27 protein-coding genes are annotated in these 24,574 nt (G+C 70.6%); 5 read left to right on the top strand and 22 right to left on the bottom strand.

Features of this window, described 5'->3' with window-relative positions; translation table 11 throughout:
• The 15 genes from AQJ54_RS43185 to AQJ54_RS02950 form a co-directional block, all read right to left on the bottom strand.
• A complete protein-coding gene (locus AQJ54_RS43185) occupies positions 1-339 on the bottom strand; it encodes a hypothetical protein (protein ID WP_062023896.1) in 339 nt (112 codons plus the stop codon).
• A gap of 285 nt (positions 340-624) precedes the next feature.
• Entirely contained in the window at positions 625-1,248 is a 624-nt protein-coding gene (locus AQJ54_RS03015) for an OmpA family protein (protein ID WP_062233640.1), read from the bottom strand.
• A gap of 7 nt (positions 1,249-1,255) precedes the next feature.
• The gene (locus tag AQJ54_RS03010; protein WP_062233637.1) at positions 1,256-1,837 is read right to left on the bottom strand and encodes a hypothetical protein; all 582 of its coding nucleotides are present in this window, start codon (positions 1,835-1,837) and stop codon (positions 1,256-1,258) included.
• A 16-nt stretch (positions 1,838-1,853) separates the two neighbouring features.
• Positions 1,854-2,465, bottom strand: a complete 612-nt coding sequence (locus AQJ54_RS03005) for a pilus assembly protein TadG-related protein (RefSeq protein WP_062234873.1) — start codon at positions 2,463-2,465, stop codon at positions 1,854-1,856.
• Positions 2,462-2,650 carry a Flp family type IVb pilin gene (locus AQJ54_RS03000; protein WP_028809503.1) on the bottom strand — a complete coding sequence of 63 codons (189 nt, stop codon included), beginning with the start codon at positions 2,648-2,650 and terminating at the stop codon, positions 2,462-2,464. Before AQJ54_RS03000 ends, AQJ54_RS03005 begins: the two co-directional genes overlap by 4 nt.
• Positions 2,651-2,735: 85 nt before the next feature.
• A complete protein-coding gene (locus AQJ54_RS02995) occupies positions 2,736-3,545 on the bottom strand; it encodes a response regulator (RefSeq protein ID WP_062233633.1) in 810 nt (269 codons plus the stop codon).
• A 29-nt stretch (positions 3,546-3,574) separates the two neighbouring features.
• A complete protein-coding gene (locus AQJ54_RS02990) occupies positions 3,575-4,969 on the bottom strand; it encodes a sensor histidine kinase (RefSeq protein WP_248845287.1) in 1,395 nt (464 codons plus the stop codon).
• 64 nt (positions 4,970-5,033) lie between these two features.
• The gene (locus AQJ54_RS02985) at positions 5,034-5,921 is read right to left on the bottom strand and encodes a DUF5936 domain-containing protein (protein WP_107121010.1); all 888 of its coding nucleotides are present in this window, start codon (positions 5,919-5,921) and stop codon (positions 5,034-5,036) included.
• Positions 5,922-5,934: 13 nt separating this feature from the next.
• Complete coding sequence (locus tag AQJ54_RS02980; RefSeq protein ID WP_030326604.1) at positions 5,935-6,879, bottom strand: type II secretion system F family protein; 945 nt, start codon at positions 6,877-6,879, stop codon at positions 5,935-5,937.
• A 19-nt stretch (positions 6,880-6,898) separates the two neighbouring features.
• On the bottom strand, positions 6,899-8,236 hold the full coding sequence (locus AQJ54_RS02975; RefSeq protein WP_062023885.1) for a TadA family conjugal transfer-associated ATPase: 1,338 nt from the start codon (positions 8,234-8,236) through the stop codon (positions 6,899-6,901).
• Positions 8,237-8,249: 13 nt separating this feature from the next.
• On the bottom strand, positions 8,250-8,609 hold the full coding sequence (locus tag AQJ54_RS02970) for a TadE family protein (protein ID WP_062233629.1): 360 nt from the start codon (positions 8,607-8,609) through the stop codon (positions 8,250-8,252).
• Between the two features lies 1 nt (position 8,610).
• Positions 8,611-8,934 carry a pilus assembly protein gene (locus AQJ54_RS02965; RefSeq protein ID WP_248845315.1) on the bottom strand — a complete coding sequence of 108 codons (324 nt, stop codon included), beginning with the start codon at positions 8,932-8,934 and terminating at the stop codon, positions 8,611-8,613.
• A gap of 152 nt (positions 8,935-9,086) precedes the next feature.
• A complete protein-coding gene (locus tag AQJ54_RS02960) occupies positions 9,087-10,337 on the bottom strand; it encodes a CpaE/TadZ family protein (RefSeq protein WP_062233590.1) in 1,251 nt (416 codons plus the stop codon).
• A gap of 9 nt (positions 10,338-10,346) precedes the next feature.
• Positions 10,347-11,054, bottom strand: a complete 708-nt coding sequence (gene cpaB, locus AQJ54_RS02955) for a Flp pilus assembly protein CpaB (RefSeq protein WP_062233588.1) — start codon at positions 11,052-11,054, stop codon at positions 10,347-10,349.
• A gap of 66 nt (positions 11,055-11,120) precedes the next feature.
• Entirely contained in the window at positions 11,121-12,017 is an 897-nt protein-coding gene (locus AQJ54_RS02950; RefSeq protein ID WP_079069715.1) for a hypothetical protein, read from the bottom strand.
• 244 nt (positions 12,018-12,261) lie between these two features.
• Here AQJ54_RS02950 and AQJ54_RS02945 point away from each other — a divergent pair, with 244 nt between their 5' ends.
• A complete protein-coding gene (locus tag AQJ54_RS02945; RefSeq protein ID WP_246091065.1) occupies positions 12,262-13,965 on the top strand; it encodes a chitinase in 1,704 nt (567 codons plus the stop codon).
• Between the two features lie 7 nt (positions 13,966-13,972).
• On the opposite strand, the gene AQJ54_RS02940 is transcribed toward AQJ54_RS02945, so the two are convergent.
• Both AQJ54_RS02940 and AQJ54_RS46580 read right to left on the bottom strand, forming a co-directional pair.
• Positions 13,973-14,200 carry a hypothetical protein gene (locus AQJ54_RS02940; RefSeq protein WP_159055500.1) on the bottom strand — a complete coding sequence of 76 codons (228 nt, stop codon included), beginning with the start codon at positions 14,198-14,200 and terminating at the stop codon, positions 13,973-13,975.
• Entirely contained in the window at positions 14,197-14,640 is a 444-nt protein-coding gene (locus AQJ54_RS46580; RefSeq protein WP_062233582.1) for a hypothetical protein, read from the bottom strand. The genes AQJ54_RS02940 and AQJ54_RS46580 overlap by 4 nt, the downstream gene beginning before the upstream one ends.
• A gap of 109 nt (positions 14,641-14,749) precedes the next feature.
• Between AQJ54_RS46580 and AQJ54_RS02930 the strand changes: the two genes are divergently transcribed.
• Entirely contained in the window at positions 14,750-15,124 is a 375-nt protein-coding gene (locus tag AQJ54_RS02930) for a hypothetical protein (RefSeq protein WP_159055499.1), read from the top strand.
• Positions 15,125-15,607: 483 nt separating this feature from the next.
• On the opposite strand, the gene AQJ54_RS02925 is transcribed toward AQJ54_RS02930, so the two are convergent.
• A complete protein-coding gene (locus AQJ54_RS02925) occupies positions 15,608-16,918 on the bottom strand; it encodes an Nramp family divalent metal transporter (protein ID WP_062023869.1) in 1,311 nt (436 codons plus the stop codon).
• 224 nt (positions 16,919-17,142) lie between these two features.
• Here AQJ54_RS02925 and AQJ54_RS02920 point away from each other — a divergent pair, with 224 nt between their 5' ends.
• Positions 17,143-18,486 carry a M14 family metallopeptidase gene (locus AQJ54_RS02920; protein ID WP_062233576.1) on the top strand — a complete coding sequence of 448 codons (1,344 nt, stop codon included), beginning with the start codon at positions 17,143-17,145 and terminating at the stop codon, positions 18,484-18,486.
• Here the strand turns inward: AQJ54_RS02920 and AQJ54_RS02915 are convergent.
• The 4 genes from AQJ54_RS02915 to AQJ54_RS02900 all read right to left on the bottom strand — a co-directional run bounded on the left by AQJ54_RS02915 (position 18,483) and on the right by AQJ54_RS02900 (position 21,418).
• Positions 18,483-19,034 (bottom strand): hypothetical protein, encoded by a 552-nt coding sequence (locus AQJ54_RS02915; RefSeq protein ID WP_062233574.1) that lies wholly within the window; start codon positions 19,032-19,034, stop codon positions 18,483-18,485. The two genes, AQJ54_RS02920 and AQJ54_RS02915, sit on opposite strands and share 4 nt — an antisense overlap.
• A 172-nt stretch (positions 19,035-19,206) precedes the next feature.
• Positions 19,207-19,617 carry a RidA family protein gene (locus tag AQJ54_RS02910; RefSeq protein WP_062233571.1) on the bottom strand — a complete coding sequence of 137 codons (411 nt, stop codon included), beginning with the start codon at positions 19,615-19,617 and terminating at the stop codon, positions 19,207-19,209.
• Positions 19,614-20,375 carry an IclR family transcriptional regulator gene (locus AQJ54_RS02905; protein WP_062233568.1) on the bottom strand — a complete coding sequence of 254 codons (762 nt, stop codon included), beginning with the start codon at positions 20,373-20,375 and terminating at the stop codon, positions 19,614-19,616. The genes AQJ54_RS02910 and AQJ54_RS02905 overlap by 4 nt, the downstream gene beginning before the upstream one ends.
• A complete protein-coding gene (locus tag AQJ54_RS02900; protein WP_248845314.1) occupies positions 20,372-21,418 on the bottom strand; it encodes a sugar kinase in 1,047 nt (348 codons plus the stop codon). Before AQJ54_RS02900 ends, AQJ54_RS02905 begins: the two co-directional genes overlap by 4 nt.
• A 155-nt stretch (positions 21,419-21,573) precedes the next feature.
• Between AQJ54_RS02900 and AQJ54_RS02895 the strand changes: the two genes are divergently transcribed.
• Positions 21,574-22,848 (top strand): amino acid deaminase, encoded by a 1,275-nt coding sequence (locus AQJ54_RS02895; RefSeq protein WP_062233562.1) that lies wholly within the window; start codon positions 21,574-21,576, stop codon positions 22,846-22,848.
• A gap of 70 nt (positions 22,849-22,918) precedes the next feature.
• Positions 22,919-24,502: an N-acyl-D-amino-acid deacylase family protein gene (locus AQJ54_RS02890; RefSeq protein ID WP_062233559.1), complete on the top strand. Its 1,584-nt coding sequence runs from the start codon at positions 22,919-22,921 to the stop codon at positions 24,500-24,502.
• The last annotated feature ends 72 nt before the right edge of the window (positions 24,503-24,574 follow it).

Genomic DNA, 24,574 nt, shown 5'->3' with positions numbered 1-24,574 from the left:
TCACCCGAAAGGTGAGGATCCGGCCGAAAGCGAGCGCATTGTCTGTGTATTGGTCGCCTCGGTGTTCTGGTACAGCAGGCCCGAGTCGCCGCACTGTCCAGCGAGGCTGTCGCACTTGGCCGCGAGCGCCGAGACCTGGCTCGACCAGGTCTGTGCCAAACCGTCGAGCGCTCCGCCCAGGCCGCCGCTCCAGTTGCCGCCACTGAGGTCGCGTGCCGCCGACCGTGTCTCGTCCACCGGATGTGCCCCGGCAGTACGCGTCTGCCCCGCCGTCTCACGCGCGCCGGTGCCCGCGCGATGGAGGGCTGCCGGATCGTCGATGTCCGTGGCGCCTGACATGTCCTGTCCCCCGTGTCCACTCCACCACGCGAGTGGCGGAAGTCGCTGGTGTGCAACGCGAGTTCATCTGCGATGCGTAAGCAAAGTATCACCGCGTTCCGACCGATTCACGGCGGCCCGTCGGACGGGTCCGGGGCCGGGCGCTCCGTGGCAGTGGCCAGGGAGTTGGTATGTTGCTGCATCTCCCGCCACAAGTGCGACGCGCTCGGCGTCGGCTTCGGCGCCTTCGACGGTGGTTTCGCGGATGGTGGAGGGGCCCTCCGACCGTCGGTCGCTCCCGTGCGGTCAGTTCTGCCCCCGCGGGAACGACACCTCCACCCGGCGGTTCTTCTTGCGGCCGGACTCCGTGGTGTTGGAGGCGATCGGGTAGTCCTCCGAGTAGCCGCGGACCTCGTAGGTGACGGACGAGTCGTTCAGTTCCTGGTCGAGGACGTCCTGGACGGCGTTGGCCCGTTGGCGGGAGAGGGTCAGGCCGTGGGCGTAGCTGCCGAGGTTGTCGGTGAAGCCGAAGACTCTGATCCGGGTGGCGTGCTGGTTCTTGATCTCCGCGGCGATGGCGGAGATCCGGGCTCTCGCCTCGCCGTTGAGCTTCGCGCTGTCCTTGCCGAACAGGACCTCGGCCTGGAGGGCGAACTTCACGTCCGCGTTGGTGTCCTCGCGGCGTTCGTCTCCGCTCTGGTCCTCGACGACCTGCTTGATGTCCAGGACCTTCGGTTCGGCGAGCGTGGCGCCTTCCGGGAGCTTGAGATCGGGGTCGTTCGGGTCGACCTCCACGGGGGCCGTGGCGGAGGGTTCGGTGCCCGGGGGGACGCTGGGGCCGCCGTCGTCGGCGTGCGCGGCGGGGAGGAACATGACCGTGAGGAGCGCGGCGGCGGTCACGGTGAGGGGGAGTCGGGGGGTGGTGGTCATGGGGGCCTCAGCCTGAGATCTGGATGGTGGCCGAGGCGAATGTGGGGAGTTGGAAGTCTACGTCGGTGGTGCTGGTCGGGGGGGCCGGGAATTGAATGAAGACGGCCAGGGATTCACCGGCTTGGAGTGATGAGAAGCCTGTCGTTGTCAGCGGCCGGCCATCCGTGTCGCGCAGCACGTAGTAACGCTTCTTCGACTTGGCGTCCACCAGGGTCGCCCCTCCGAGGGACATGCCGTGCCGGAGGATCTCCGTCTCGTCTCCGCGCACGGCTGGGGGGACTGTGATGCGCTTGGACCCGTCGTTCTTCAGGTAACCGTTGACGGTGACGAAGCCCCCGGTGTCACGACCCGCAGAGGTGATCTGGAGCAACAGCCCGCTTGAGCCCTTGAGTTCTGCCAGCGGTTCCTCCGACTGTCCCTCCTGCGCACTGGGGTCGGACCCGCCCGTGCGAGAGGCGGACGCGGATGTCTCGGGCTTCTTGCCGTCGTCACCTGCACCACTGCAACCGGCCACCCCGACGGTCAGTCCAACCGCGATCGTCACCGCGGCCATCCCCCTGCGGGCCTTCGCCGTGAACCGAATGCTCATTGCTCCGCTTCCTTCGTCACTCGTCGTTCGCTCGCGCGAGGTGGACGTCGAAGAGATCTTCCGGTCCCGGCAGGTCCGTCAGGTCGTCCGGGTCCAGGGTCCATTCGACACCGCCGTCACACTCGAGTTTCGGCAAGGCATCCGCGTCTTCGCCTGGCAGCTTGAACTCACAGAGAGGTTCGATGACTGCCGTGGCGGATTCGATCGACTGCTTGCCCTCGACGCCGGGGACTATGGAATCACCGACAGTCTTGTTCGTCTTGACGACAACCGCGTAACCCGGGTACGGCTGCGATACAGAACCACAACTGAGGCGGGTTGCGTCGTTCTGGGCAGCCAATTGGTCCGCCCGCGCGCAACCATTGAAGTCGACGCCCACACCCGCGAAGATGCCCTGCCACTTGGTGGGGTCGAGGATGTTTTCCACCCATTTGTCGGTGATCTCGTCACGTGTGTCGAGGGCCGCTGCCAGTGCCGCCGCGTCCGCCGCTGTCTGGGCGCCGTTCCGGTTGGCCGCGGCCTGGCCGACCGCGAGGTAGGCGAACGCGAGAAAGAGCAGGCCCGCCACCACGGTGATGTAGATGGGGAAAGCCTGCCCTGCGTCGTCGCGGCTACGAGATCCGGTCAGCCACCGATGACTTCGTTGACCTTGTCGACGATCGCCGTGTAGATCGTGTTGCCGATGTCCGTCCCCGTGATCGCCAGCACGATCGCCACCACCACCGCGATGATGCCGAGGTACTCCACCGCGGTCTGACCCTCGTCGCGCTTGAACCGGTTGTTCATCGTGTGACCCTTCGGTGTCGCCGCCATCGACAACCGGAACGTAGACCCGCTGATCCTCGTCGGCGCAGGGCCCCTGGGCCCAAATCCGGGCCCAACCTCGGTTCGGCACGGGTCATCCCACCCCTCGGCCCGAACTCGGGGCCGTGCCGAGCCACTTCGCCGCCGCCTCCGCGCGACTGGTGCTGTGGAGCTTGGCGAAGATGCGGTTGATGTGGTTCTTGACGGTCTTCTCGCTGATGAAACAGGCGGCGGCGATCTGCTGGTTGGTCATGCCGGATGCGATGAGGTTCATGATCTCCGCCTCCCTCGCGCTGAGTTGGAAACGCGACCGGTCCGAGGACGACCGTCCCACAGACTGTCCCACAGATGGTTGCAGTTGCGAAAGCACTTTGGAGGAAGTGAGTGAGAAAGGGGGAGGCGGGGGCTGTTGTGCGTGTGCATTCGCATCGCGTAGTTCTTGCAGCACGGCGCTCGCCGCCGTCGGAGTGAGGTGGGTGACGCCCTGCGCGGTGTCCCGTACGGCCGCGGCGAGCTGGTCCGTCGTGAACTCGCCGTGGACCAGGTAGCCGTCGGCTCCCCCGCGCAGCGCCTCGCGGACGGTCTCCGGCTCTCCGCTGTACGTCAGCATCAGCACCGGTGCGATCGGCACTAGGTACGGCAGCACCGAAAGCCCGTCCACGCCCGGCATCCTGACGTCCAGGAGGATCACGTCGGGGCGGTGCCGGCTCGCGGCCTCGTACGCCTCCCTGCCGTCCGCCGCCTCGGCCACGACGGTGATGCCCTCATGGCCCGAGAGGAGGGCGGTGAGGCCCGCCCGCACCACGGGGTTGTCGTCGGCGACGACGATCCGGACGACGGGGGTCGGCGGGGCCGTCGGGAGCAGTGCGAAGGGGGCGATGGAGTGTTCGGGGTCGTTCTGCATGGCGCCTCCTCTCGTGCTGGGGTGGGGGGTCATCGGTCCGCCTCCGGGGTGGGCAGGGGGAGTTCCAGGAGTACGTCGGTGCCCCGGTCGTCCGGGCCTTCGCCCAGGTGGAGGCGGGCGCCCGCGGACGCGGCGCGTTCCACCATGCCGACCAGGCCGAAGTGACCCCTCCTGCGCAGCTCGTCGAGGCTCGTGCCGGCGGGCAGGCCGCGGCCGTCGTCCCGGACGCTGATCCGGAGCAGCCCGTCCTCGACCTCCGCGCTCACCTCCACGCGGGTGGCCTCGGCGTGGCGGTGGGCGTTCTCCATCGCCTCCTCGGTGATGGAGAGGAGCTGACGGGCCGCCGCGGGCGGGACCGGGAGGTCGGGGTGCGGGCCGACCGGGGGGCGGTAGGTCAGGGGGAGCCCGGTGCGGGTGCTGAAGTCCGCCGCCCGGGACGCCAGTTCCTCGAGAACGTCGATGCCGTGGTCCTGGTCCCGATGGCCGTGGTCCTGGTTCCGGCGCAGGTCGGTGAGGAGTTCGCGGGACTCCGTCGCCGCTCTGCGGGCCGCCCTGGCCACGAGTTCCGCCTGCTGTCTGAGCAGGGCCGGGTCGGGGGCGGGGGCGGCCGCCGAGGCCGCGAGGCCCTCCGCGGCCAGGGCCACGCCGTGCAGGGTCTTCGCGACCGAGTCGTGCATCTCCCTTGCCAGCCGGGCCCGTTCCTCGCTGATCGCCTCCGTCACCGCCAAGCGGGCCCGCATCGCGGTGAGGGCCTGGGTCGCCGTGCCGAAGCGGAGCAGGAGGCCGCGGAGGGTGGAGCCGACCGCTCCGGTGATCACGCAGAAGCCGGGGAGGAGGAGGGCGTCCGCGGGGGTGCGGTGCGTGTGCGGGAGCGCCGTCTGGACCAGGAGCAGGATCAGGGACTGGAGGGAGGCGAAGACCGCGGCGCCGCGCCAGCTGTAGGCGATGCCGGCGAGGAGGGGGGTGCAGACGCTGACGTACGCGAGGGTGGTGTCCGGGCCGGCGGAGATCAGCAGGAGGCTGCCGAAGAGGGTGTCGGCGGCGAGCAGGGTGGGGTGGCGCAGGAGGAGGGGGCCGAAGCGTTCCCAGTCCCTGAAGAGGGCGTACGAGACCATGAAGGTGACGACGACCGCGGCGCCGACGAGGCGGACGCCCAGGCCGGGATTGGCGTTCAGGAGGGCGGCGGGGGCGGCCAGGGCGATCATCGCCAGGCGGAAGCCGAAGACCTGGCGGCACATGGCCTGGAGGGCGTTGACCTGGAGGGCGAGTGCGGGTGCGTGGGGGTGAGCCTCCTGAGATCTCCCAGGGGCACCACCCGTGCTGCTTTCGTCGTCGGGTGCGGGTGGCCCCTGTGGGTGCTCAGCACCGTCGGCGGCCGCGCGTCCGCGCCACAGGGCCCGGTGCGGCCTGCGTGCCTCCGTCATCGTCACCTCCCCACCCCCGGCTCTCCCGCTCTCCCTCTCCCTCTCCCCTGCTCCCTCACTCCCCCTAACCCCCCGTGATCGACCCGAAGTCCGTGCCGGAACCCAGGAGCAGGCCCGCGGCCAGCAGCAGCATCGTGGCCGGGACCATGAACGTGGTGATCATCATCGTGGCCTTGGGGACCGCGCGAGCGGCCTTGCGGCGGGCGTTCTGGGCGTCGGTGCGGCGCATGTCCTTGGCCAGGGCGACCAGGGTGTCCACGATGGGCGCGCCCAGCTCCTCGCCCTGCTGGAGTGCCGTCACGAACATGGCGACCTGTTCGGAGTCGTTGCGCCTGCGGAGTTCCGCGAAGGCCTGGCGGCGGCTCACGCCCAGGTCCATCTGGCGGAGCGTGATGCGCAGTTCGTCGGCCCAGGGGCCCTCGTACTTGGAGGCCACCCGGTCCAGTGCCTGGCGGAAGCCGAGGCCCGCGCTCACCACGACCGCCAGGACGTCCAGGAAGTCGGGCAGGGTGCGCTCGATGACGTCCTTGCGGACCCGGATCGCCGACCAGATGCCGACCTCCGTCCAGAACGCCCCGAAGGCCAGGAGCAGCAGGGCGACCAGGATCTGGCCGCGGAGCAGGAAGACCAGGAAGCCCAGGCCGCCGAGGAAGCCGTAGACCGCCCTGCGGGCCGCGTAGCGGTTGATGGTCAGGCCGCCGGGGTTGCCCGCGAGGTCGATCTTGCGGCGGTACTTGGCGACCTGCTTGGGGCCCATCAGGCGCAGGACGGCGGGGGCGTACCGCATGCCCATGCGGTCGACCAGGGAGTCCACTGCGCCGGTGCGGGTCGAGCCCACCTCCAGTGCGAGCACCAGGTCGGCGGGCAGCTTCGCCTCCGCGCGGTACATGCGGATGCCGGCGAAGACGCCCCACACGCTCAGGGCCATCAGCAGGGCCAGTCCGAATGCGATCACGGCCGCCCCCTCAGACGTCGACGCGGGAGAGGCGGCGGATGAGGATGAAGCCCACCGCGTACAGGCCGAACGCGATGAGCACCGCGGCCTGGCCCAGCGGTGAGCCCGTCATGCGGTCCAGCGCTCCGTCCCTGACGCCGTTCATGAGGAACAGCGAGCCGATGCCGAGGACGGGGACGGCGTACGACGTCATGTTCACCTGGGAGAGCTGGGTGCGGACCTCGCGCCGGGTCTCCTTGCGCTCCTCCAGCGTCTCGGTGAGGTTGCGCAGGGCGCTGACCACCTGGCCGCCGGCCCGGTTCGACAGGACCAGGGTCGTCACCAGGACCACCAGTTCCCGGGACGGGAGCCGCTTGGCCATCTCGTCCAGCGCGTCCTCCATCGACACGCCGAGGGCCAACTCGTTGGCGACCTTGCCCAGTTCCTCTCCGGCCGGGGCCTCCAGCTCCTCCGCCGCCATGCCGATGGCGGTGCGCAGGGCGAGGCCGGCGTGGGTGGCGTTGGCCAGGATGCGGGCCAGTTCGGGGAGTTGGTTGATGAACTTCTCGATGCGTTTCTGGCGCTGCCAGTTGAGGAACTGCACCGCCGCCCCGATGCCGAGGAGGCCGAGGATGGGGCCGAAGAAGGGGGCGAGTGTCTCCTGGCCGATCAGCCACAGGCCCGCCACCACGGCGAGCATCGCGGCGAAGAACTCGCCCGGCGTGACGTCCAACCCCGTGGCCGCTAGCCGGAGTTCCAGCTGTCTGCCGAGCCGGGTGCGGCGCAGTCGGCGGTCCAGGTCGCGGAAGTGCCGGCGGCGGCCGGTGTACGGCACCTGCCCGGCCGCGGTCAGCCGGTCGACCAGGGCGGCCCGCTGGGCCCGGCCCTTGGCGTGGACGTGGACACCGACGACGGCGAGCACGCAGCTCAGCAGGGCTATGCCGGTGGTGAGATCGACTAGGGTCGCGAGGTCCATGGGGTGGTTCCTACCTGTCCTACCGGGCTTCTCGGATGGCCAACTGGCTTGCGGACTCGGCCACGCCGAAGGCCTGGGGCGTGGGCTGACTCGCCATGTAGAGGCGGTCGACGGTACGGCGGGGCAGCGGGAAGTACTCGAAACGGCCGTAGATCCGGCCGTCCGCCGCCATCGGCTGGGCGTTGAAGCGGGCCACGGTCACCAGGCGGTACGGCTCGCTGCCGTGGCTGTCGAGCAGGGCGATCTCGGTGATACGGCGGGCGCCGTCGGCGAACCGGGTGAGCTGGATGATCACGTCGACGGCGCTGTTGATCTGGTCGTGCAGCGCCTCGAAGGGGATCTCCACCTCCGACATGGACGCCAGGGTCTTGAGCCGCATCAGCGCGTCCTCGGCGCTGTTGGCGTGCACGGTGGCCAGCGAGCCGTCGTGGCCGGTGGACATCGCCTGGAGCATGTCGAGTGACTCGCCGCCGCGGACCTCACCTACGACGATCCGGTCGGGCCTCATACGGAGGGAGTTGCGGACCAGGTCGCGGATGGTGACCCGGCCCTGGCCCTCCACGTTGGGCGGGCGGGACTCCAGGCGGACCACGTGCCGTTGCTGGAGCTGGAGTTCGGCCGAGTCCTCGATGGTGATGATCCGGTCGCCCTCGGGGATCAGCCCGGAGAGCGCGTTCAGCAGGGTGGTCTTCCCGGTGCCCGTCGCGCCCGACACGATGACGTTGAAGCGGGCCTGCACCAGACCGGCCAGCAGGTACAGCATGTGCTCGTCGAGGGAGCCGAAGCCGGCCAGTTCCTGGAGGGTGTAGGAGCGGGGGAAGCGGCGGATGGTGAGGATCGCGCCGGTCAGGGAGAGCGGCGGGATGATGACGTTGACCCGCTCTCCGGAGGGAAGGCGGGCGTCGACCATGGGGTTCGTCTCGTCCACGCGCCGGTTGACTGTCGAGACGATGCGCTCGATGGTCTGCATCAGCTGGTCGTGGGAGGGGAAGCGCAGCGGCAACTGCTCGACCCGGCCGCCGCGTTCGACGAAGATCGAGTCGGGTCCGTTGACCATGATCTCGGTGATGGAGGCGTCTTCGAGCAGCGGCTCCAGGATGCCCAGGCCGAGGGCCTCGTCGACCACCCGCCGGATCAGCTGGGAGCGTTCGACGGTCGACAGGACCGGGCCTTCGCGGCTGATGATGTGCCCGAGCACCCGCTCCAGACGGGCCCGGCGTTCGGCGGCCGCCAGCGAGCTCATCTCCGCGAGGTCGATCTCCTCGAGCAGCTTGGCGCGGTAGGAGGCGACCAGGTGGCCCTCCTCGCCCCGACTGCCGTTCTCCTCGGGGGTGTTGATGCGGGACCGCAGGCTCATGGGGGTACCTCGTTCAGTGGTCGAGCGGCATGGTGGCGGTCTTGACTGCGGGGTCGAAGCTCCATCCGGGGACGATCGACGGGATCTGGACAGTGGCGGTGACGGTGACCGAGCCGTCGCCGCCGCCCTCGGCGCAGTCGACGGACAGCCAGTCGCTGATCGCGTTGGCACAGCCGTCCTGCGCGCTCAGGTCCAGCGAGGCGGCCCGCGCCCCGGCCCTGGCGGCGGTGCCGGCCTGCTGGGCGGTGTACGCGATGAGCCCCAGCTGGACGACGGCCATGGCGACGAGGATCAGGATCGGGATGAAGCCGAGGTATTCGATGGCCACCTGGCCGCGGTCGCGGCGCTCCAAGCTCCGTCGGGAGTACGACATCTCAGTCCCTGTCCTCCTCCACCGCGCCCGCGTGGCCGTCGACCTGGAAGGGGAAGGCGAGGGCACCCGGGAACAGGACGGGGACCCTCAGGTGGACATCGGCGGTGACATAGCCGCCGCCGGTGCTGCAGCTCACCTCTCCGCTCCAGGCGCCGGGCAGGTCGTCCCGTCCCGCCTGTTCGCACGCGGCCTCCCGCTCCCCCGGCGCCGCCGCCGTCGCGGCCCGTACCGCCTTGTCCGCGGCATTCCCCGCGAGCGTGAACGTGTACCCCAGCAGCACGAACTGCCACAGCAGCACCAGCGTGACGAGGATCAGCGGGGTCATCCCGAGGAACTCGATGGTCACCTGCCCCTCGTCACGACGGAACCGCTGGAACGCCGAAGCCCTCCGGCGGCACCGTTGCAACGCCGGGGCCCTGCGGCGGCACCGCTGGAGCGGCAGCGTCCTCCGTCGGCACCGCTGGAGCGCCGGGGCCCTCATCTCCCCAACTCCTTGCGCCGCCGGAAGGCCAAGGACCCCCGCTCCCGGCCGCCGTTGCGGTGGGAGTTCGACTCCGTGCCCTTGACCAGGCCCAGTTCGCCGGCGAGCGTCCACAGGGCCTGCTTGACCGTGCCCTTGGCGTCGAGTTCGTGGACCCGGCCCGCGTCCACCGCGCCCTGGAGTTCCTTGAAGTTCGCGGGGATCACGGTCGCCGCCACGCCCGTCCCGGTGATCTTCTGGATGAGCGCGGGCTGGATCTCCGTACCGCGGCTGTGCCGGTTGACGACGACGGTGGTCTCCTCGGCCTTGCGGACCTGGAGCCGGTCCCACATCCGTACGGCACGCTTGGCGCCGCGTACGGCGACCACGTCCGGGGTGGTGACCAGCAGGGCCGTGTCGGCCATCTCGACGACCGCCGCGCCGGCCCCGCTGAGCTGGGCCCCGCAGTCGACGACGACGACCTCGTAGCGGGAGCGCAGGGCGGAGACGATCTGGCGGGCGGCGCGCTCGGTGACCTCCTCGCCGCGTTCGCCCTCGCCGGGGGCGAGCAGCAGGGCGAGGCCGGTGTCGTGCGGGAAGACGGCGTCGGCGAGGACGCGCGGGGAGATGTCGGTGATGGCGGCGAGGTCGACGACCGAGCGGCGGAACTGCACGTCCAGGTAGGAGGCGATGTCGCCGGTCTGGAGGTCCAGGTCGAGCAGGGCGGCGCTGCGCCCGGAGGCCTGTGCGGCGAGGGCGAGCTGGATCGCGGTGGTGGTGGCGCCGACGCCGCCCTTGGCACCGCTGACGGTGACGACGGTGCCGCCGACGCCGGTGAACACGTCGGTGGCGGCGCCCAGGTGCCGTCGTACGCCCACCGACCACTGGGCGACCGCGTGCACCCGGGTGGCGAGCTCCTCGTAGCCGAGCGGGAGGGCGATGAGGCCGCGGGCGCCGTAGTCCATGGCGGCCTGGAAGAGGCCGGGGCTGACGTCGGAGGTGACGAGGATGACGCCGACGGCCGGGAAGCGCAGGGCGACCTCGCGGATCAGCTCCAGGGCCGGGACGGGGCCGATGCGCTCATGGACGACGACCACTTCGGGCAGTTCGTCGATCGACTCGGACGCCAGGCGCGCGAGGGTGTCGATGAGCTGGGTGGAGTCGGTGACGGGGGTGACCGGTTCGGCGTCCGGGAGCTGGCTGAGCAGTGTGGTGAGGGAGCGGACCGCGTCCGTGTCGCCGACTGCCGGGAGGATCCTCGTGGGCATGGCGGCCTCTCACTTGTCCTTGGTGAGTTCGTACGTGCGGTCCTGCTCCGGGATGGTGCCGGTCTCCCCGGGGGCGACCAGCGCGAGCCGGACGCGCTTGGCGAAGGACTCGGCGTACGTGAGGCGCTGGGCGTCGAGCGCGCTGAGCGCGAAGGTGATGGGGACGGCCTTCGTCGCCTCGCGGGTGCGCTCGTCGGCGTCCGGCTGGAGCGCGGTGATCTGGCCGACGTCGAGCACCTGGGCGTTCGTCACGATGATCTTGGACTGGTCGGGGTCGCCCTCCTTCTGGCCCTCGAAGGTGGCGTAGACGTTGACCCGGGAGTCGGCCGTGATCTTGCCGGCGACACCGGTCGCCGCGTCGATCATGATGGCGACCTCCTGCTGCCCCGGCTGGAGGGCGGGCTGGTCGACGATCATGTCGCTCTGGAGGAGCGAGCCCTGCTTGAGGGTCGTCACGGCGATCTTGTCCCTGATGTCCGCCAGGTCGGTGATCGCGTTGGGCGACAGCCAGCGCTTGGGCATCTGCGTCTTCTCGAACTGCGCCGCGGTGAGCCGGGTGTAGGGCTTGATGTCGTCCTTGACCTCGTACGCCGTGACCTCGGGGCCGACCTTGGACTTCACGTCGTTGATGACGGACAGCACGCCGGCGAAGGCCGCGAGGGCGCCCAGGACCGACAGGAGCAGGAGTATGACGCCTCGGCGCTGACGGGAGTTCATGAACCGTACAACCTCGTTGGGGGGCTCGGTCGAGCGGACTCGGGGACGGGGGCGATCCGGTACGGCTCACCCGGCGGGCAGTTGGTGCTGGTGTTCGCGCTGCTGTTGCAGTTCGGGTACGGGCGCCACCGGGGCGGTGGCCGAGCAGAAGACGCAGCGGTCTCCGATGACGTCGATACCGCACCAGTGACAGATGTTCTGCCGTACCGAGGTGACCAGTTGGTAAAGGACGGACAGGTCGGGCAGGAAGGTGCAGAACTCGATCAGCTTGGAGGTGCCCCACCACTCGGCGGACTCGGCGGGCAGCGGGGCCTCCCGCAGCCCCTGGATCCGCCAGGACGTGGCGAGGGCACCGGAGACCCAGTCGGACTGGAGCTGCCCGCGGGCGACCAGCATCGAGGTGGCGAACTCCGGTCCGGCGAGCGTGGCGTCCGGGGCGATCCGCACGAGCTGCGGCTGCGGGTGGGCGAGGACGGCGAACTGGCTGCCCGGGACCCATGACTTGGCGTGCGACTTGAGCCCCACGGGGACCCGGTCGAGCCGCGCCACCGAGCCGAGCAGGGCACCCGCGTGGAGGTAGTGGGTGAGCAGCCGGCCCGCCGAGGCGAGGACGCCGGGGCTGAGGTCACAGGAGGCGAGCTGTCTCAACTGGCGGGCCAGGACGGCGATGCCGAGGGGCGGCAGATCGGGCTGGAACAGGGCGATCCGGTCGCTCTCCAGCAGCGAGCGCACGGTGCGCAGCCGTTGGTCGACCGCCGGGGGCACGGCACGGGAGTACACGACGATCACATGGCCGTGCTGGTCGATCAGTGTCTGGAGCGCGGCGAGCGAGTGGTCCAGCGGCTGCCGGTCGAGGCCGTCGAGCACGACGGCGGGCAGGGTCCGCTCGTCCTGCGCCGGCAACGCCATGTCGGCTCCGGTCACTGCGATGGCAGTTGGCACGCGCAGCTCCCCGTATCCCATGCCCGAGGGTCCGACGGATCACTCCGGCACACCCGGTCGACTTCACTGCGTGACTACCTGAGCACTGTAACCACGGCTCTGTGACCGGAGAACAGCGATTCTGTGACTTCCTGGCCAGTCCTCGGGTTCAAAAGCGGGCGATTCCTGCCTAGATAGGGCGCACTTGCCACGCGAGTGAGCCGGAGGAGGGCGAGATGCGCCCACCTCCCTTGACAGAAGATTGGTCTGGACCAACTCTCTTGTCATGCCCATACTCAGCAGATCAAGGCGTACGGCATTCGGGGCGACGACCGTCGCCACGACGCTCGCCCTGGGGGCCCTCGCCCTGGGGTTCGCGCACCCCGCCTCCGCCGCCGACGTCAACAACGCGAAGAACGCCGGCTTCGAGTCCGGCCTGTCGGGATGGACCTGTTCCGCGAGCAGCGGTACGACCGTCTCCTCCCCCGTGCACAGCGGCTCGGCCGCGCTGAAGGCGACACCGGCCGGACAGGACAACGCGCGCTGCACCCAGACGGTCGCGGTGAAGCCCAACTCCACGTACACGCTGAGCGCGTGGGTGCAGGGCGGCTACGCCTACCTCGGCGCGACCGGCACCGGCACCACGGACGTGTCGACCTGGACCCCGGACTCCGCCTCCTGGAAGCAGCTGACGACCACCTTCACGACCGGCTCCGCCACCACCTCGGTGACGGTGTACACCCACGGCTGGTACGGCCAGGCCGCGTACCTCGCGGACGACGTGTCGGTCTACGGCCCCGACGGCGGCGGTGGCGGCGACCCGGCCCCGACGGTCCCCGCCACGCCGGGCGGCCTGACGGTGTCCGGTACGTCGTCCTCGTCGGTCTCGCTGGCCTGGAACGCGGTGTCGGGGGCGACCGGGTACAACGTCTACCGCGACGGCACCAAGGTCACGGCGGTGACGGGGACCTCGGCGACCGTGACCGGGCTCGCGGCGTCGACGTCGTACGGCTTCCAGGTCACGGCGACCAACGCGGCGGGCGAGTCGGCGAAGTCGGCGACCGTGACGGGCCGGACCTCGGCCACGGGCGGTGGCGGCGGCACGGTGCCCAAGCACGCGGTCACCGGGTACTGGCAGAACTTCAACAACGGGGCGACGGTCCAGAAGCTGTCGGCCGTGCAGGCGCAGTACGACATCATCGCGGTCGCGTTCGCGGACGCGACAACCACGCCGGGGGCCGTGACCTTCAACCTGGACTCGGCCGGGCTCGGCGGGTACACCGTCGACCAGTTCAAGGCGGACATCAAGGCGAAGCAGGCGGCGGGCAAGAAGGTCATCGTCTCGGTCGGCGGCCAGAACGGCACGGTGTCGGTGAGCGACCCGACGTCGGCGGCGAACTTCGCGAACTCGGTGTACGCGCTGATGCAGACGTACGGCTTCGACGGCGTCGACATCGATCTGGAGAACGGGCTCAACGCGACCTACATGTCACAGGCGTTGCGGTCGCTGTCGGCGAAGGCGGGGCCGTCGCTGGTGCTGACGATGGCGCCGCAGACGATCGACATGCAGTCGACGTCGAACGCGTACTTCCAGACCGCGCTGAACGTGAAGGACATCCTCACGGTGGTCAACATGCAGTACTACAACAGCGGTTCGATGCTCGGCTGCGACGGCAAGGTGTACTCCCAGGGCTCGGTGGACTTCCTGACCGCGCTGGCCTGCATCCAGCTGGAGGGCGGTCTGTCCCCGTCCCAGGTGGGCCTCGGCCTGCCGGCCTCCACCAGCGGGGCGGGCAGCGGCTATGTCTCCCCGACCGTGGTGAACAACGCGCTGGACTGCCTGACGAAGGGCACCGGGTGCGGCTCCTTCAAGCCCGCGAAGACCTACCCCGACCTCCGCGGCGCCATGACCTGGTCGACGAACTGGGACGCGGCGGCGGGGAACGCGTGGTCCAACGCGGTGGGACCGCATGTGCACGGGTTGCCGTAGGGGGTGATCAGGGTGGCGGCGGGTTGTCGCCCTGAACGACCGGCATGACCGGCCGCCGTCCCGTCTCCGCGATCGTCGGGCTCAGCTCGCGCACGCCGGTGCCCTGGAGCGTCACCGGGCCGGAGTGCGCGGGGTCGATCGCGGGGTCCGGGCGGCTGTAGCGCACGACCGCCGTCGCCTCCGTGGCGTCCGCTCTCCACAGCTCATGGATCTGGAGTTCGGCGTCCACGGTCACCCGAGCGGGCGGTAGTGCCCGAGGACCGGGGCCAGTTGGGCGAACCACCGGCCCAGCAGGTCCCGGCCCTTCGCGTCCACGACGCACTCGTAGAAGCGTCCGTCGAGGTGGATGACGGCCATCATCAGCGTCTTGCCGTTGGGGCCGGCCTTGTAGTGGACGCTGCGGATCTCGTGCCAGGGGAACTCTGCCGACCGCCCGTGATCCTCGAAGGCGACACCGGCGGAGTCCACGACGATGGAGTTGTGCCGGTCGACCGCCATGAACTCCGGTCCCTCGGAGGGCGGTTGGGGTTGTTGGGGGTACGGCGGAGGCGCGGGCTGGGAGTACGGCGGCGGGGCGACGGGGTGGCCGTACGGGGGCGGGGCGGGGTGGCCGTACGGGGGCGGAGCGGGGTGGCCGTACAGGGGCGGGGCGGGGTGGCCGTACGGAGGGGGCACGGGCTGACCGTACTGCGGGGACGCCGGCGGCGCCGGTGGGCCGAAGCCGGGTGCCGTGGGAGCCGGCGAACCGAAGCCGGGGTGCGCCGCGGGAGGGGGCGGCGGTGGGGTGGGAGCCGGGGACGGCGGTGGGGTGGAGGCCGGGGGCGGTTCGACCGGGGAGTGCGAGCCCAGGGGCGGTTCGGTCGGGGCCTGCGAGTCCAGGGGCGGCTCGATCGGCGCGTGCGGGCGCAGGGGCGGCTCGATCGGCGCGTGCGGGGAGGCGGTCGGCGGAGCTGGGGGCGGCTCGACCGGCGTCTGCGGGGAGGCGGTCGGCGGCTCGACGTGGGTCGGCGAAGTGCTGTCCGCTGAGGTGGCCGCCTGCGCCGAGGGGGCGGGCGGGGCGATGACCCAGTCCGCGTCCGAAGGGGGCGCCTCGCGCTGCGCGGTGGCCGCTGACGACACCGGAGCCGCGGCCTGCGGACCGGTGGACGGCCATACCTGAGCCGAGAGCTGCGCATCCGGGGCCGGCGCCTCCGGAACAGAAGCCTGCGGACCGGTGGACGGCCATACCTGAGCGGAGACCTGCGGATCCGGGGCCGGCCGTACCGGAGCGGCGGCACCCGAGGCGGCGGTCGGCGTGTCCGGGGCGGAGGCCTGTGGGTCCGGGTTCGGGGTGGGGGCCGCTGGGGTCGGTCCCGAGGGAGGTGGTGGGGTCGGTCCGGAGGGAGGCGGTGGGGTGGTCATCTGCGTCGGCCCTCGTCGGTGGTGTGGTTCCCGTCGGCCGAGGATATCCGCCCTCCCCGACAGCCGACGCGGGACGGGCCCCTCCCGCACCTGCCCAGCCGCCCGCCGTCAGCCACCCTCGTACGCCCCGCTACGGAAGCGGCGCCGCCCCAGGCCTCCCTGCCCACCCCACCTGAGCGTCACCCACACCGGACACCGACAGTCCTGCCTCCCCGGAAAGACCCGCCACCGCAACCCCGCGTCAGAAGAAGTCCCCCCACGGCTGGTCCCAGATCTGCTTCACGCACAGCGTCAGGAACAGCAGGCCCGCGATCGCCAGCATCCCGTTGCTCAGCGGGCCGTTGCGCCATTCCCTCGGGGTGCGGGCCGAGTTGAGGAGCCAGATGAGGGTGCCGGCCAGGAAGGGGAGGAAGGCCGCGCCCAGGACGCCGTAGAGGATGATCAGGCGGAAGGGCTGGCCCTGGAAGAGCAGGACGATGGGCGGGAAGGTCAGCCACAGCAGGTACGCGCGGAAGGGCCACGAGCGTTCGCGGGCGCCGGAGGCGACCTCCTCGCCCTTCTGCGCGCCCTGGCCCCGGAAGCGGGCCACGAAGTCCGCGAACATCAGGCTCACCCCGTGCCAGACGCCGATCAGCGAGGTGAAGGAGGTGGCGAAGAAGCCGATGAGGAAGAACTTGGCCGTGGCCGAGCCGTACTCGTCCTCCAGGATGTCGCTCAGCTGGATGAGCCCCTTGTCGCCGCTCGCGATCGCCACGTTGGCGGAGTGCAGCAGCTCCGCGCCGACGAAGAGCATGGCGACGACGAAGATGCCGGTGGTGAGGTAGGCGACCCGGTTGTCCAGGCGCATCACCTTCATCCAGCCCGTGTCGGTCCAGCCCTTGGCGTTGACCCAGTAGCCGTACGCGGCCAGCGTGATGGTGCCGCCGACCCCGCCGATCAGGCCGAGGGTGTTGAGGATCGAGTCGTTCTCGTCGGGCAGGACGGGCAGCAGGCCCGCGAAGGCGTCCGCGAGGTTCGGGGTGACCCTGACGGCCAGGTACACCGTCACCACGAACATGACGCCCACCAGGACCGTCATGACCTTCTCGAAGACCGCGTACTTGTTGAACCAGACGAAGACCAGCCCGACCAACCCGCAGGCGACGGCCCACCACTTGAGGTCCATCACGTCCGGGAACAGCGCCTGGAGCGGCAGCGCGCTCGACGACATCGCGGCCGCGCCGTACACGAAGCCCCAGACGACCACGTAGACGGCGAAGAACCAGGTGGTCCAACGGCCCAGGCTCGCCCAGCCGTCGAACAGGGTGCGGCCGGTGGACAGGTGCCAGCGGCCGGCCGCCTCCGCGAGGGAGATCTTCACCAGGCAGCCGATGACCGCCGCCCACAGCAGCGTGTAGCCGAAGTTGCTGCCCGCGATGAGCGTGGCGACCAGGTCACCGGCTCCGACGCCGGTCGCGGCGACGACGATCCCCGGTCCGATGTACCGCCAACTGGCCTTGCGGGGTACGGAACTCGCCTCACCGGTCACTGTGTTGTCCGTGGTGTCCGCCATGAAGGTCAAGAAACCCTAAAGATCTCGGACCGGCAAGAGGGCATGCGGTGAAGAAGCGCGAGCCCCCACCACTCCGGCTGCCCGCGGACCCCGGCCCTATTGACCTGACCATGTCATGCACGGACGATAAGCGGCACACCCGCACCTGTACGTCGCTGAACCACCCCCCGCTCCACTCCCCGCTTCCGGAGATCCCGGAATCCCTGGAGAACACAGGAGACTTCATGCGACTTCGCATACGCGGTTCCGGCACCCGCGGCGGCACCCGCTACGCCACCTTCGCCGCCGTCGCCTCCCTGATGACCTTCGCCCTCGCGGCCCCGCTCTCCGCGAACGCCGACAGCGCCCCGAAGGCGGCCCCGAGCGCCGAGGACGTCCGGCAGTACGAGATCCACCAGCAGACGACTCCCGTGACCCGTACGGCGATCCAGCAGACCGGGGTGACGGTCGACGAGGCGGACGAGGAGACGGTGGTCGTCTCCGGCCGGGCCTCGCAGATCAAGAGGCTTCGCCAACTCGGTTACGAGGTCGAGCCGTTGGGTACCGCGCCGGACCGGGTCGCACCCGGTGAGGCCCGGCTCTTCGACTTCCCCTCGGCCGACTCGCGCTACCACAACTACGCCGAGATGACCGCCGAGATCGACCAGCGGATCGCCGCCTACCCGAACATCATGAGCAAGCGGGTCATCGGCACGTCGTACCAGGGCCGGGACATCGTGGCCATCAAGATCAGCGACAACGTGGCGACGGACGAGGCCGAACCTGAGGTGCTGTTCACCCACCACCAGCACGCCCGTGAGCACCTCACCGTCGAGATGGCGCTGTACCTGCTGCGCGAGCTCGGCGCGGGCTACGGCAGCGATTCCCGGGTGACCAACATGGTGAACAACCGTGAGATCTGGATCATCCCCGACCTCAACCCGGACGGCGGCGAGTACGACATCGCCACCGGCTCGTACCGTTCGTGGCGCAAGAACCGCCAGCCCAACTCCGGTTCCTCCGCGGTAGGTACGGACCTCAACCGCAACTGGGCCTACCGCTGGGGCTGCTGCGGCGGTTCCTCCGGGTCGACGTCCTCCGAGACCTACCGGGGTCCGTCCGCCGAGTCGGCGCCCGAGGTCAAGGTGGTCGCGAACTTCGTGCGCAGCCGGGTCGTCGGCGGGGTGCAGCAGATCAAGACCAACATCGACTTCCACACGTACAGCGAACTGGTGCTGTGGCCCTACGGGTACACCTACTCCGACACGGCGACCGGCATGACCGCCGACGACAACGCCGTGTTCAAGGCGGTCGGGCAGAAACTGGCCGCGAGCAACGGGTACACGGCGGAGCAGGCGAGCGACCTGTACATCACCGACGGGTCGATCGACGACTACCTCTGGGGCACGCCCAAGATCTTCTCGTACACCTTCGAGATGTACCCGTCGTCCAGCTCCGGGGGCGGGTTCTACCCGCCCGACGAGGTGATCGAGCGGGAGACGTCACGCAACCGGGACGCGGTGCTGCAACTGCTGGAGAACTCGGACTGCATGTACCGGTCGATCGGCAAGCAGGCGCAGTACTGCTAGGGAGTCTCCTCGGACTCCTCCTCCGCCGGCTCCGGAGTCCCGTCCTCGAAGTACTCGTCCATCACCGCGTCCAACTGCCGGTCCCACTCGGCGAATTCGGACCGTGACGCCGCCTCGATCTCGATCGGGTACCAGCGGCGGTCCGGAGTGTGCACGGTGAGGGTGTAGCGCTTGCCGAAGCGAGGGGTCTCCGTCTCGATCGCGCCGATCTCGTCCCAGCGGAACTCACAGGCCTGGTCGTCGAGGGAGAGCCGTACGCCCTCGTGGTCGGCGACGACCCTCGCACGGCGGTCGGATGCCTCGAAGACGGGCCCGTCGGGAGCCACCTCCTCGGCGGGCCCGTCGGCAGCCTCCTCGGCGGGCTCACCGGTGGGCTCTTCGGTGGACTCCTCGGCAGGCTTCTCGACGGCCTCCTCCGCGGTCACCTCCGCCTTCTCCGGGGCGGACTCCGCCTCGCCGGACACGGGTGAGGTGAGCCCGGGGATGTAGGCCGGGTCGAATCCGGCGCCTTCCAGGGGCTGGCTGCTCGAACCTATGCGCTGCTCCACAGCGGGCAGTATGGTCGACGATCCTGTGCCCGGCACAGTCGGCCCCTACATCGTTACCGGACGCCTACATGGGGCCGGTCGTGCACATGGGGCGGGCGCGCATGTGGGCCGGCGGTGGACATGGGGCGAGCGTGCATATGGGCCTGCCGTGGAGATGGGGCCGGTGTCTTCGCTAGCCCAGGACCGCGAGCGCGTCGATCTCGACGAGCAGGCCCGCGGGCAGACCGACGTAGACCGTGGTGCGCGCGGCGGGCGGCTGGGTGAGGCCCTGCTCCTCGAAGTAGGCGTTGTAGATCGCGTTCATCTCGGCGAAGTGCTCCACGTCCGTCAGATAGACGCGGATCATCATCACGTCGTCCCATGAGGCACCGCCCTCCTCCAGGATCGCCTTGACGTTGGCGAGGGTCTGGAGGGTCTGCTCACGCAGGGTCGGCCCGGCGGGCGTGGGCGGCCTGCCCTCCTCGGCGGGGAGGAAGCCGACCTGCCCGGCGACCTGCAGGATGTTGCCCTTGCGCACCCCGTGGGAGAACTTCGCGGGCGGGGTGGTGTGGGTGCTCGGGGTGAGCGCGATCTTGTCCGTCATGCGGGTTCCTTCGCTGTCGTTCTGCCGGAGTACTCGCCGCTGACGGCGTCGGCCGTACGGCGGAGCTGCGGGAGCAGGGTGAGGAGTTCCTCTGCGGTGACGACGACGTTCGGCGCGGAGACCGACATCGCGGCGACGACCCTGCCGTCGGCACCGCGGACCGGGGCCGCGATGCAGTTGATGGACTCCTCGTGGCCACCGAGGTCGACGGCCCAGCCCTGCTCGCGCACCCGCGCCAACTCCTCCAGGAAGGCAGGGGCGTCGGGTGTCGAACGGGCCGTGTAGAGGGGGTATTCGAGCGTGCCGGCGAGGGCCCGCCGCTCGGCCTCGGGAAGGTCGGCGAGCAGCAGTTTCGCGACCGCGGCGACGGTGAGGGCGACGGGCTTGCCGATCCGCGAGTACATCCGCACGGGGTAGCGGCTCTCGACCTTGTCGATGTAGAGCACCTCGTCGTCCTCGTACACGGCGAGGTGGACGGTGTGCCCGCAGCTCTCGTTCAGCCGTACGAGATGGGGGTGGGCGATCTCGCGGATGTCGAGGTTCTCCATCGCCTCCTGGGCGAGCGCGATGAGGCGGGCGCCGAGGCGGTAGCGCTGGTCGGACTGGCGGTAGACCATGCCGTGTTCGTGCAGCGTGCGCAGGAGCCGCAGCGCGGTGGACTTGTGCACCCCGAGCCGCTCGGCGACCTGACCGAGATCGGCGGGCCCCTCGGCGAGCAACGGCAGGATGCTGAGCGCGCGGTCGACGGTCTGGCTCACGGCGTGCGTACCTCCTCCGAGGCCGTCTCGGCTTGTGTCCAGCCGGGCCCGAGTCGAAGTCTCCCCCACCCGCCGTCCCCGAGGGCGACGAGCCGGTCGGCGTGTGCGCGGGAGGGGGGCGGGGCGAGGTCACCGGGGGCGGTGAGGACGGCGGCGGCCCAGAGGTGACCGTGCCGGAGGCGGTCACGAAGGGGCAGGTTCCGGAGGGTCGCGGCGAGGAACCCGGCGGCGAAGGCGTCACCGGCACCGGTTGTGGCGACCACGTCGACGGAGAGGGCGGGGACGAAAATGCTGGACGCTGGCTGCAACCCACCCAGGGGCGCGGGGAACTGCGCGACCAGCCCCCACTCGGCCGCGCCCGACACGAACGCGGTAGCCCCCTCCCCCCCTTGCTTCACCACCAGCACCGAAGGTTCAGGCAGCACCGCCCGAATCTCCGAAGGTCCCCCCGTCACCCCCCACGCCTCCTCCGCCTCGTCCTCCCCCACGAACACAATGTCGGCCCCCCGGGCCAGCTCCAGCAGCACCCGCGGCCCGTCTGCGCCGGCATCCCGCCACAACCCGGCCCGGTGATTGACGTCGAAGGAGACAAGGGGACGATCCGCCCCGGGAGCCATCAGCTCACGCACCAACTCCAGGCACCCGGAGGACAACGCAGCCGTGATCCCCGACAGATGCAGCACCCGCCCCGCCCGCACCACCGACAGATCCACGTTCTCGACCGACATAGCCGAAGCCGCCGACCCGGCCCGGTAGTACGCGACCTCGTGCCCGTCCGACCCCCGCTCCCCCGCCGTACGGAAGTACACCCCCGTCGGTCGCGAAGGATCACGGCCCACGGCCGAGACATCGACCCCGTACCCCCCGACCGTCTCCACCAGGTGATCCCCGAACCCATCGACCCCGACCCGGCTGACCCACCGCACCGCGAAGCCGGCGGCAGCCAACCCGCACGCCACGTTGGACTCCGCGCCCCCGATCCCCCGCTCGAAGGACGGCACGTCGGCGAGCCGCCCCGGCCTGCCGGGCAGGAAGGTGACCATGGACTCGCCGAGCGCGACGACGTCCACGGCGTCGGGGGCGTTCACGATGGTCGCGGCTCCTTCATTGACCCGGCGTTCGCCAGGATGTTAGACAGCACTGAGCGGTACACGCAATGGACGTTGCACACACTGCAACAGACTCGTCGGGAGGCCCTGTGTCCGGTACCGAAGCGCTCGCCCGCCTCTCGGAGGACCGCGTCGACCACCGCTTCAAGGGCCTTCCCCCGGACGCGGACGGCCTGACCGTCGCGGAACTGGCCGCCCAGCGCCGCAACCTCTTCACCGGCGGCTTCACCACCCCCGTACTGGCCCTGTCCGCCGAGCGCCTGGAGCACAACCTCGCGCTCATGGAGACGTACGCCACCCGCCACGGTCTCGCCTTCGCCCCGCACGGCAAGACCACCATGGCCCCCCAGCTCTTCCAGCGGCAGATCGAGCACGGCGCCTGGGGCATCACCCTGGCCGTGCCCCACCAGGTCCGGGTCGCGCGGGCGTACGGCGTCCAGCGGGTCTTCCTCGCCAACGAACTCGTGGACCCGGCGGCGCTGCGCTGGATCGCCGGGGAACTCGCGCAGGACGAGGACTTCCGGTTCGTCTGCTACGTCGACTCCGTGCGCGGGGTCGAGCTGATGGACGAGGCGCTGCGCGGGGCGTTGCGCCCGGTGGACGTCGTCGTCGAGCTGGCCGCCGGGGCGGACGCCCGTACCGGCGTCCGCACGGAGGCGGAGTGCGGGGCGGTCGCCGACGCCGTCGCGGCCGCCGGGACGCTGCGGCTCGTCGGGGTCGCCGGCTACGAGGGCGAGGTCCCGCGGCCGGACCCGGAGCGGGTGCACGCCTGGCTGCGCCGGCTCGTGGCCCTGGCCGCGGACCTGGACAAGGCGGGGCGGTTCGCGGCGGCGGGACTCGACGAGATCGTGATCAGCGCCGGCGGCAGCGCCTGGTTCGACGCGGTCGCCGACGTCTTCGCCGAGATCCCCGAACTCTCCCTGCCGGTGCTGAAGTTGCTGCGTTCCGGCGCCTATGTCTCGCACGACGACGGCCACTACCGCAGGCTGACCCCGTTCAACCGGGTCCCGGAGGAAGGCGCGCTGGAGCCCGCGTTCCGGCTCTGGTCGCAGGTCGTCTCCCGCCCCACCCCCGGGCAGGCCTTCACCAACGCGGGCAAGCGGGACGCGGCCCACGACCTCGACCTCCCCCTCCCCCAGGTGGTCCGCCGGGACGGCACCGAGCGGCCCGCGACCGGCATCGAGGTCACCGCCCTCTCCGACCAGCACGCGTGGCTGCGCACCGCCCCCGGGGTGGACCTGGAGGTGGGCGACTGGGTCGGCCTCGGTCTCTCCCACCCGTGCACGTCCTTCGACAAGTGGCAGCTGATCCCGGTGGCCGAGGCGGACGGCACGGTCGTCGACTACGTGCGCACGTTCTTCTAGTACGCCCGCACCGTCCCTTCCGAAGCTTCGGGCAGAAGCTTCACCAGCTTCCAGACGCGGGAGGTCCGGCATGGAGGAGCTCGTCATCCGGGACGCGGACGTCGTCGACGGCAGCGGCGACCCCTGGTACCGCGCCGACGTGGTGGTCGACCGCGGCCGGATCGTGTCGATCGTCAAGGAGGCGGCCGACGCGGGCTGCCAACGCCCCAAGGCCCGCCGGGAACTGGACGCGGAGGGGCTCGTCCTCTCCCCCGGTTTCATCGACATGCACGCGCACAGCGACCTCGCCCTCCTGCGCGACCCCGACCACAGCGCCAAGGCCGCGCAGGGCGTCACCCTCGAAGTCCTGGGCCAGGACGGGCTGTCGTACGCCCCGGTCGACGACCGCACGCTGGAGGAGGTCCGGCGGGCCGTCACCGGCTGGAACGGCCATGGCGACGACATCGACTTCGACTGGCGGACGGTGGGTGAGTACCTGGACCGCCTGGACCGGGGCATCGCCGTCAACGCGGCCTATCTGATTCCGCAGGGCACGGTCCGCGCGCTCGCCGTGGGCTGGGAGGACCGGGCGGCGACACCCGAAGAGCTGGACCGTATGCGGCGGTTGGTCGCGGAGGGGATGGAACAGGGCGCGGTGGGGATGTCGTCCGGGCTGACCTACACCCCCGGCATGTACGCCGAGGACGCCGAACTCACCGAGCTGTGCCGGGTGGTGGCGCGGTACGGCGGCTACTACTGCCCCCACCACCGCTCGTACGGAGCGGGGGCCCTGGAGGCCTACGCGGAGATGGTCGCGCTGGCCCGGGAGGCCGGCTGCTCCCTCCATCTCGCCCACGCCACCATGAACTTCGGCGTGAACGAGGGCCGTGCGCCGGAGCTGCTGACCCTCCTGGACGAGGCGCTGGCGGCGGGCGCCGACATCACCCTCGACACCTACCCCTACACCCCCGGCTCGACCACCCTCGCGGCGCTGCTGCCGAGTTGGGCGAGCGAGGGCGGCCCGGAGGAGACCCTGCGGAGGCTCGCGGACGACGGGACGGCCGAGCGCATCCGCCACGACCTGGAGGTGGTCGGCGCGGACGGCTGCCACGGGGTACCGGTGGACTGGGACACGATCGAGATCTCGGGGGTCGGGGACCCGGCGTTGACGCGGTACGTGGGCCGCCGCCTGGACGGCTGGACGACCGCCCGCCACCTGCTCCTCACCGACCGGCTGGCCCCGTCGATCCTCCAGCACGTCGGCCACGAGGAGAACGTCCGCACGATCATGCGGCACCCGGCCCACACCGGCGGCTCGGACGGCATCCTCCAGGGCGCGAAGCCGCACCCGAGGGCCTACGGCACGTTCCCGCGGTATCTCGGCACATATGTGAGGGAGTTGGGCGTGCTGTCCCTGGAGGAGTGCGTCGCCCACCTCACCTCCCGCCCGGCCTCCCGACTGCGCCTGCCGGACCGGGGCCTGGTCAAGGAGGGCTACCGGGCCGACCTGGTCCTCTTCGACCCGAGGACGGTGACCCCGGGCTCGACCTTCGAGAACCCACGCCAACTCCCGACAGGCATCCCCCACGTCCTGATCGACGGCAAGCCCGTGATCGAGGACGGCGAACGCACGGACGTCTTGGCGGGCAGGGCGGTCCGTAACAGTCCCATGTAACGGAACACCCAGGTCACCCACCTAGGGGCGCGGGGAACTGCGCGACCAGCCACGACGGCGCAGCAGCCGCCC

Source organism: Streptomyces griseorubiginosus, from assembly GCF_001514195.1.
Classification (GTDB): domain Bacteria; phylum Actinomycetota; class Actinomycetes; order Streptomycetales; family Streptomycetaceae; genus Streptomyces; species Streptomyces griseorubiginosus.
The sequence above is the reverse complement of the archived record's forward strand: the minus strand, read 5'-3'. Positions and strand labels throughout refer to the sequence as shown.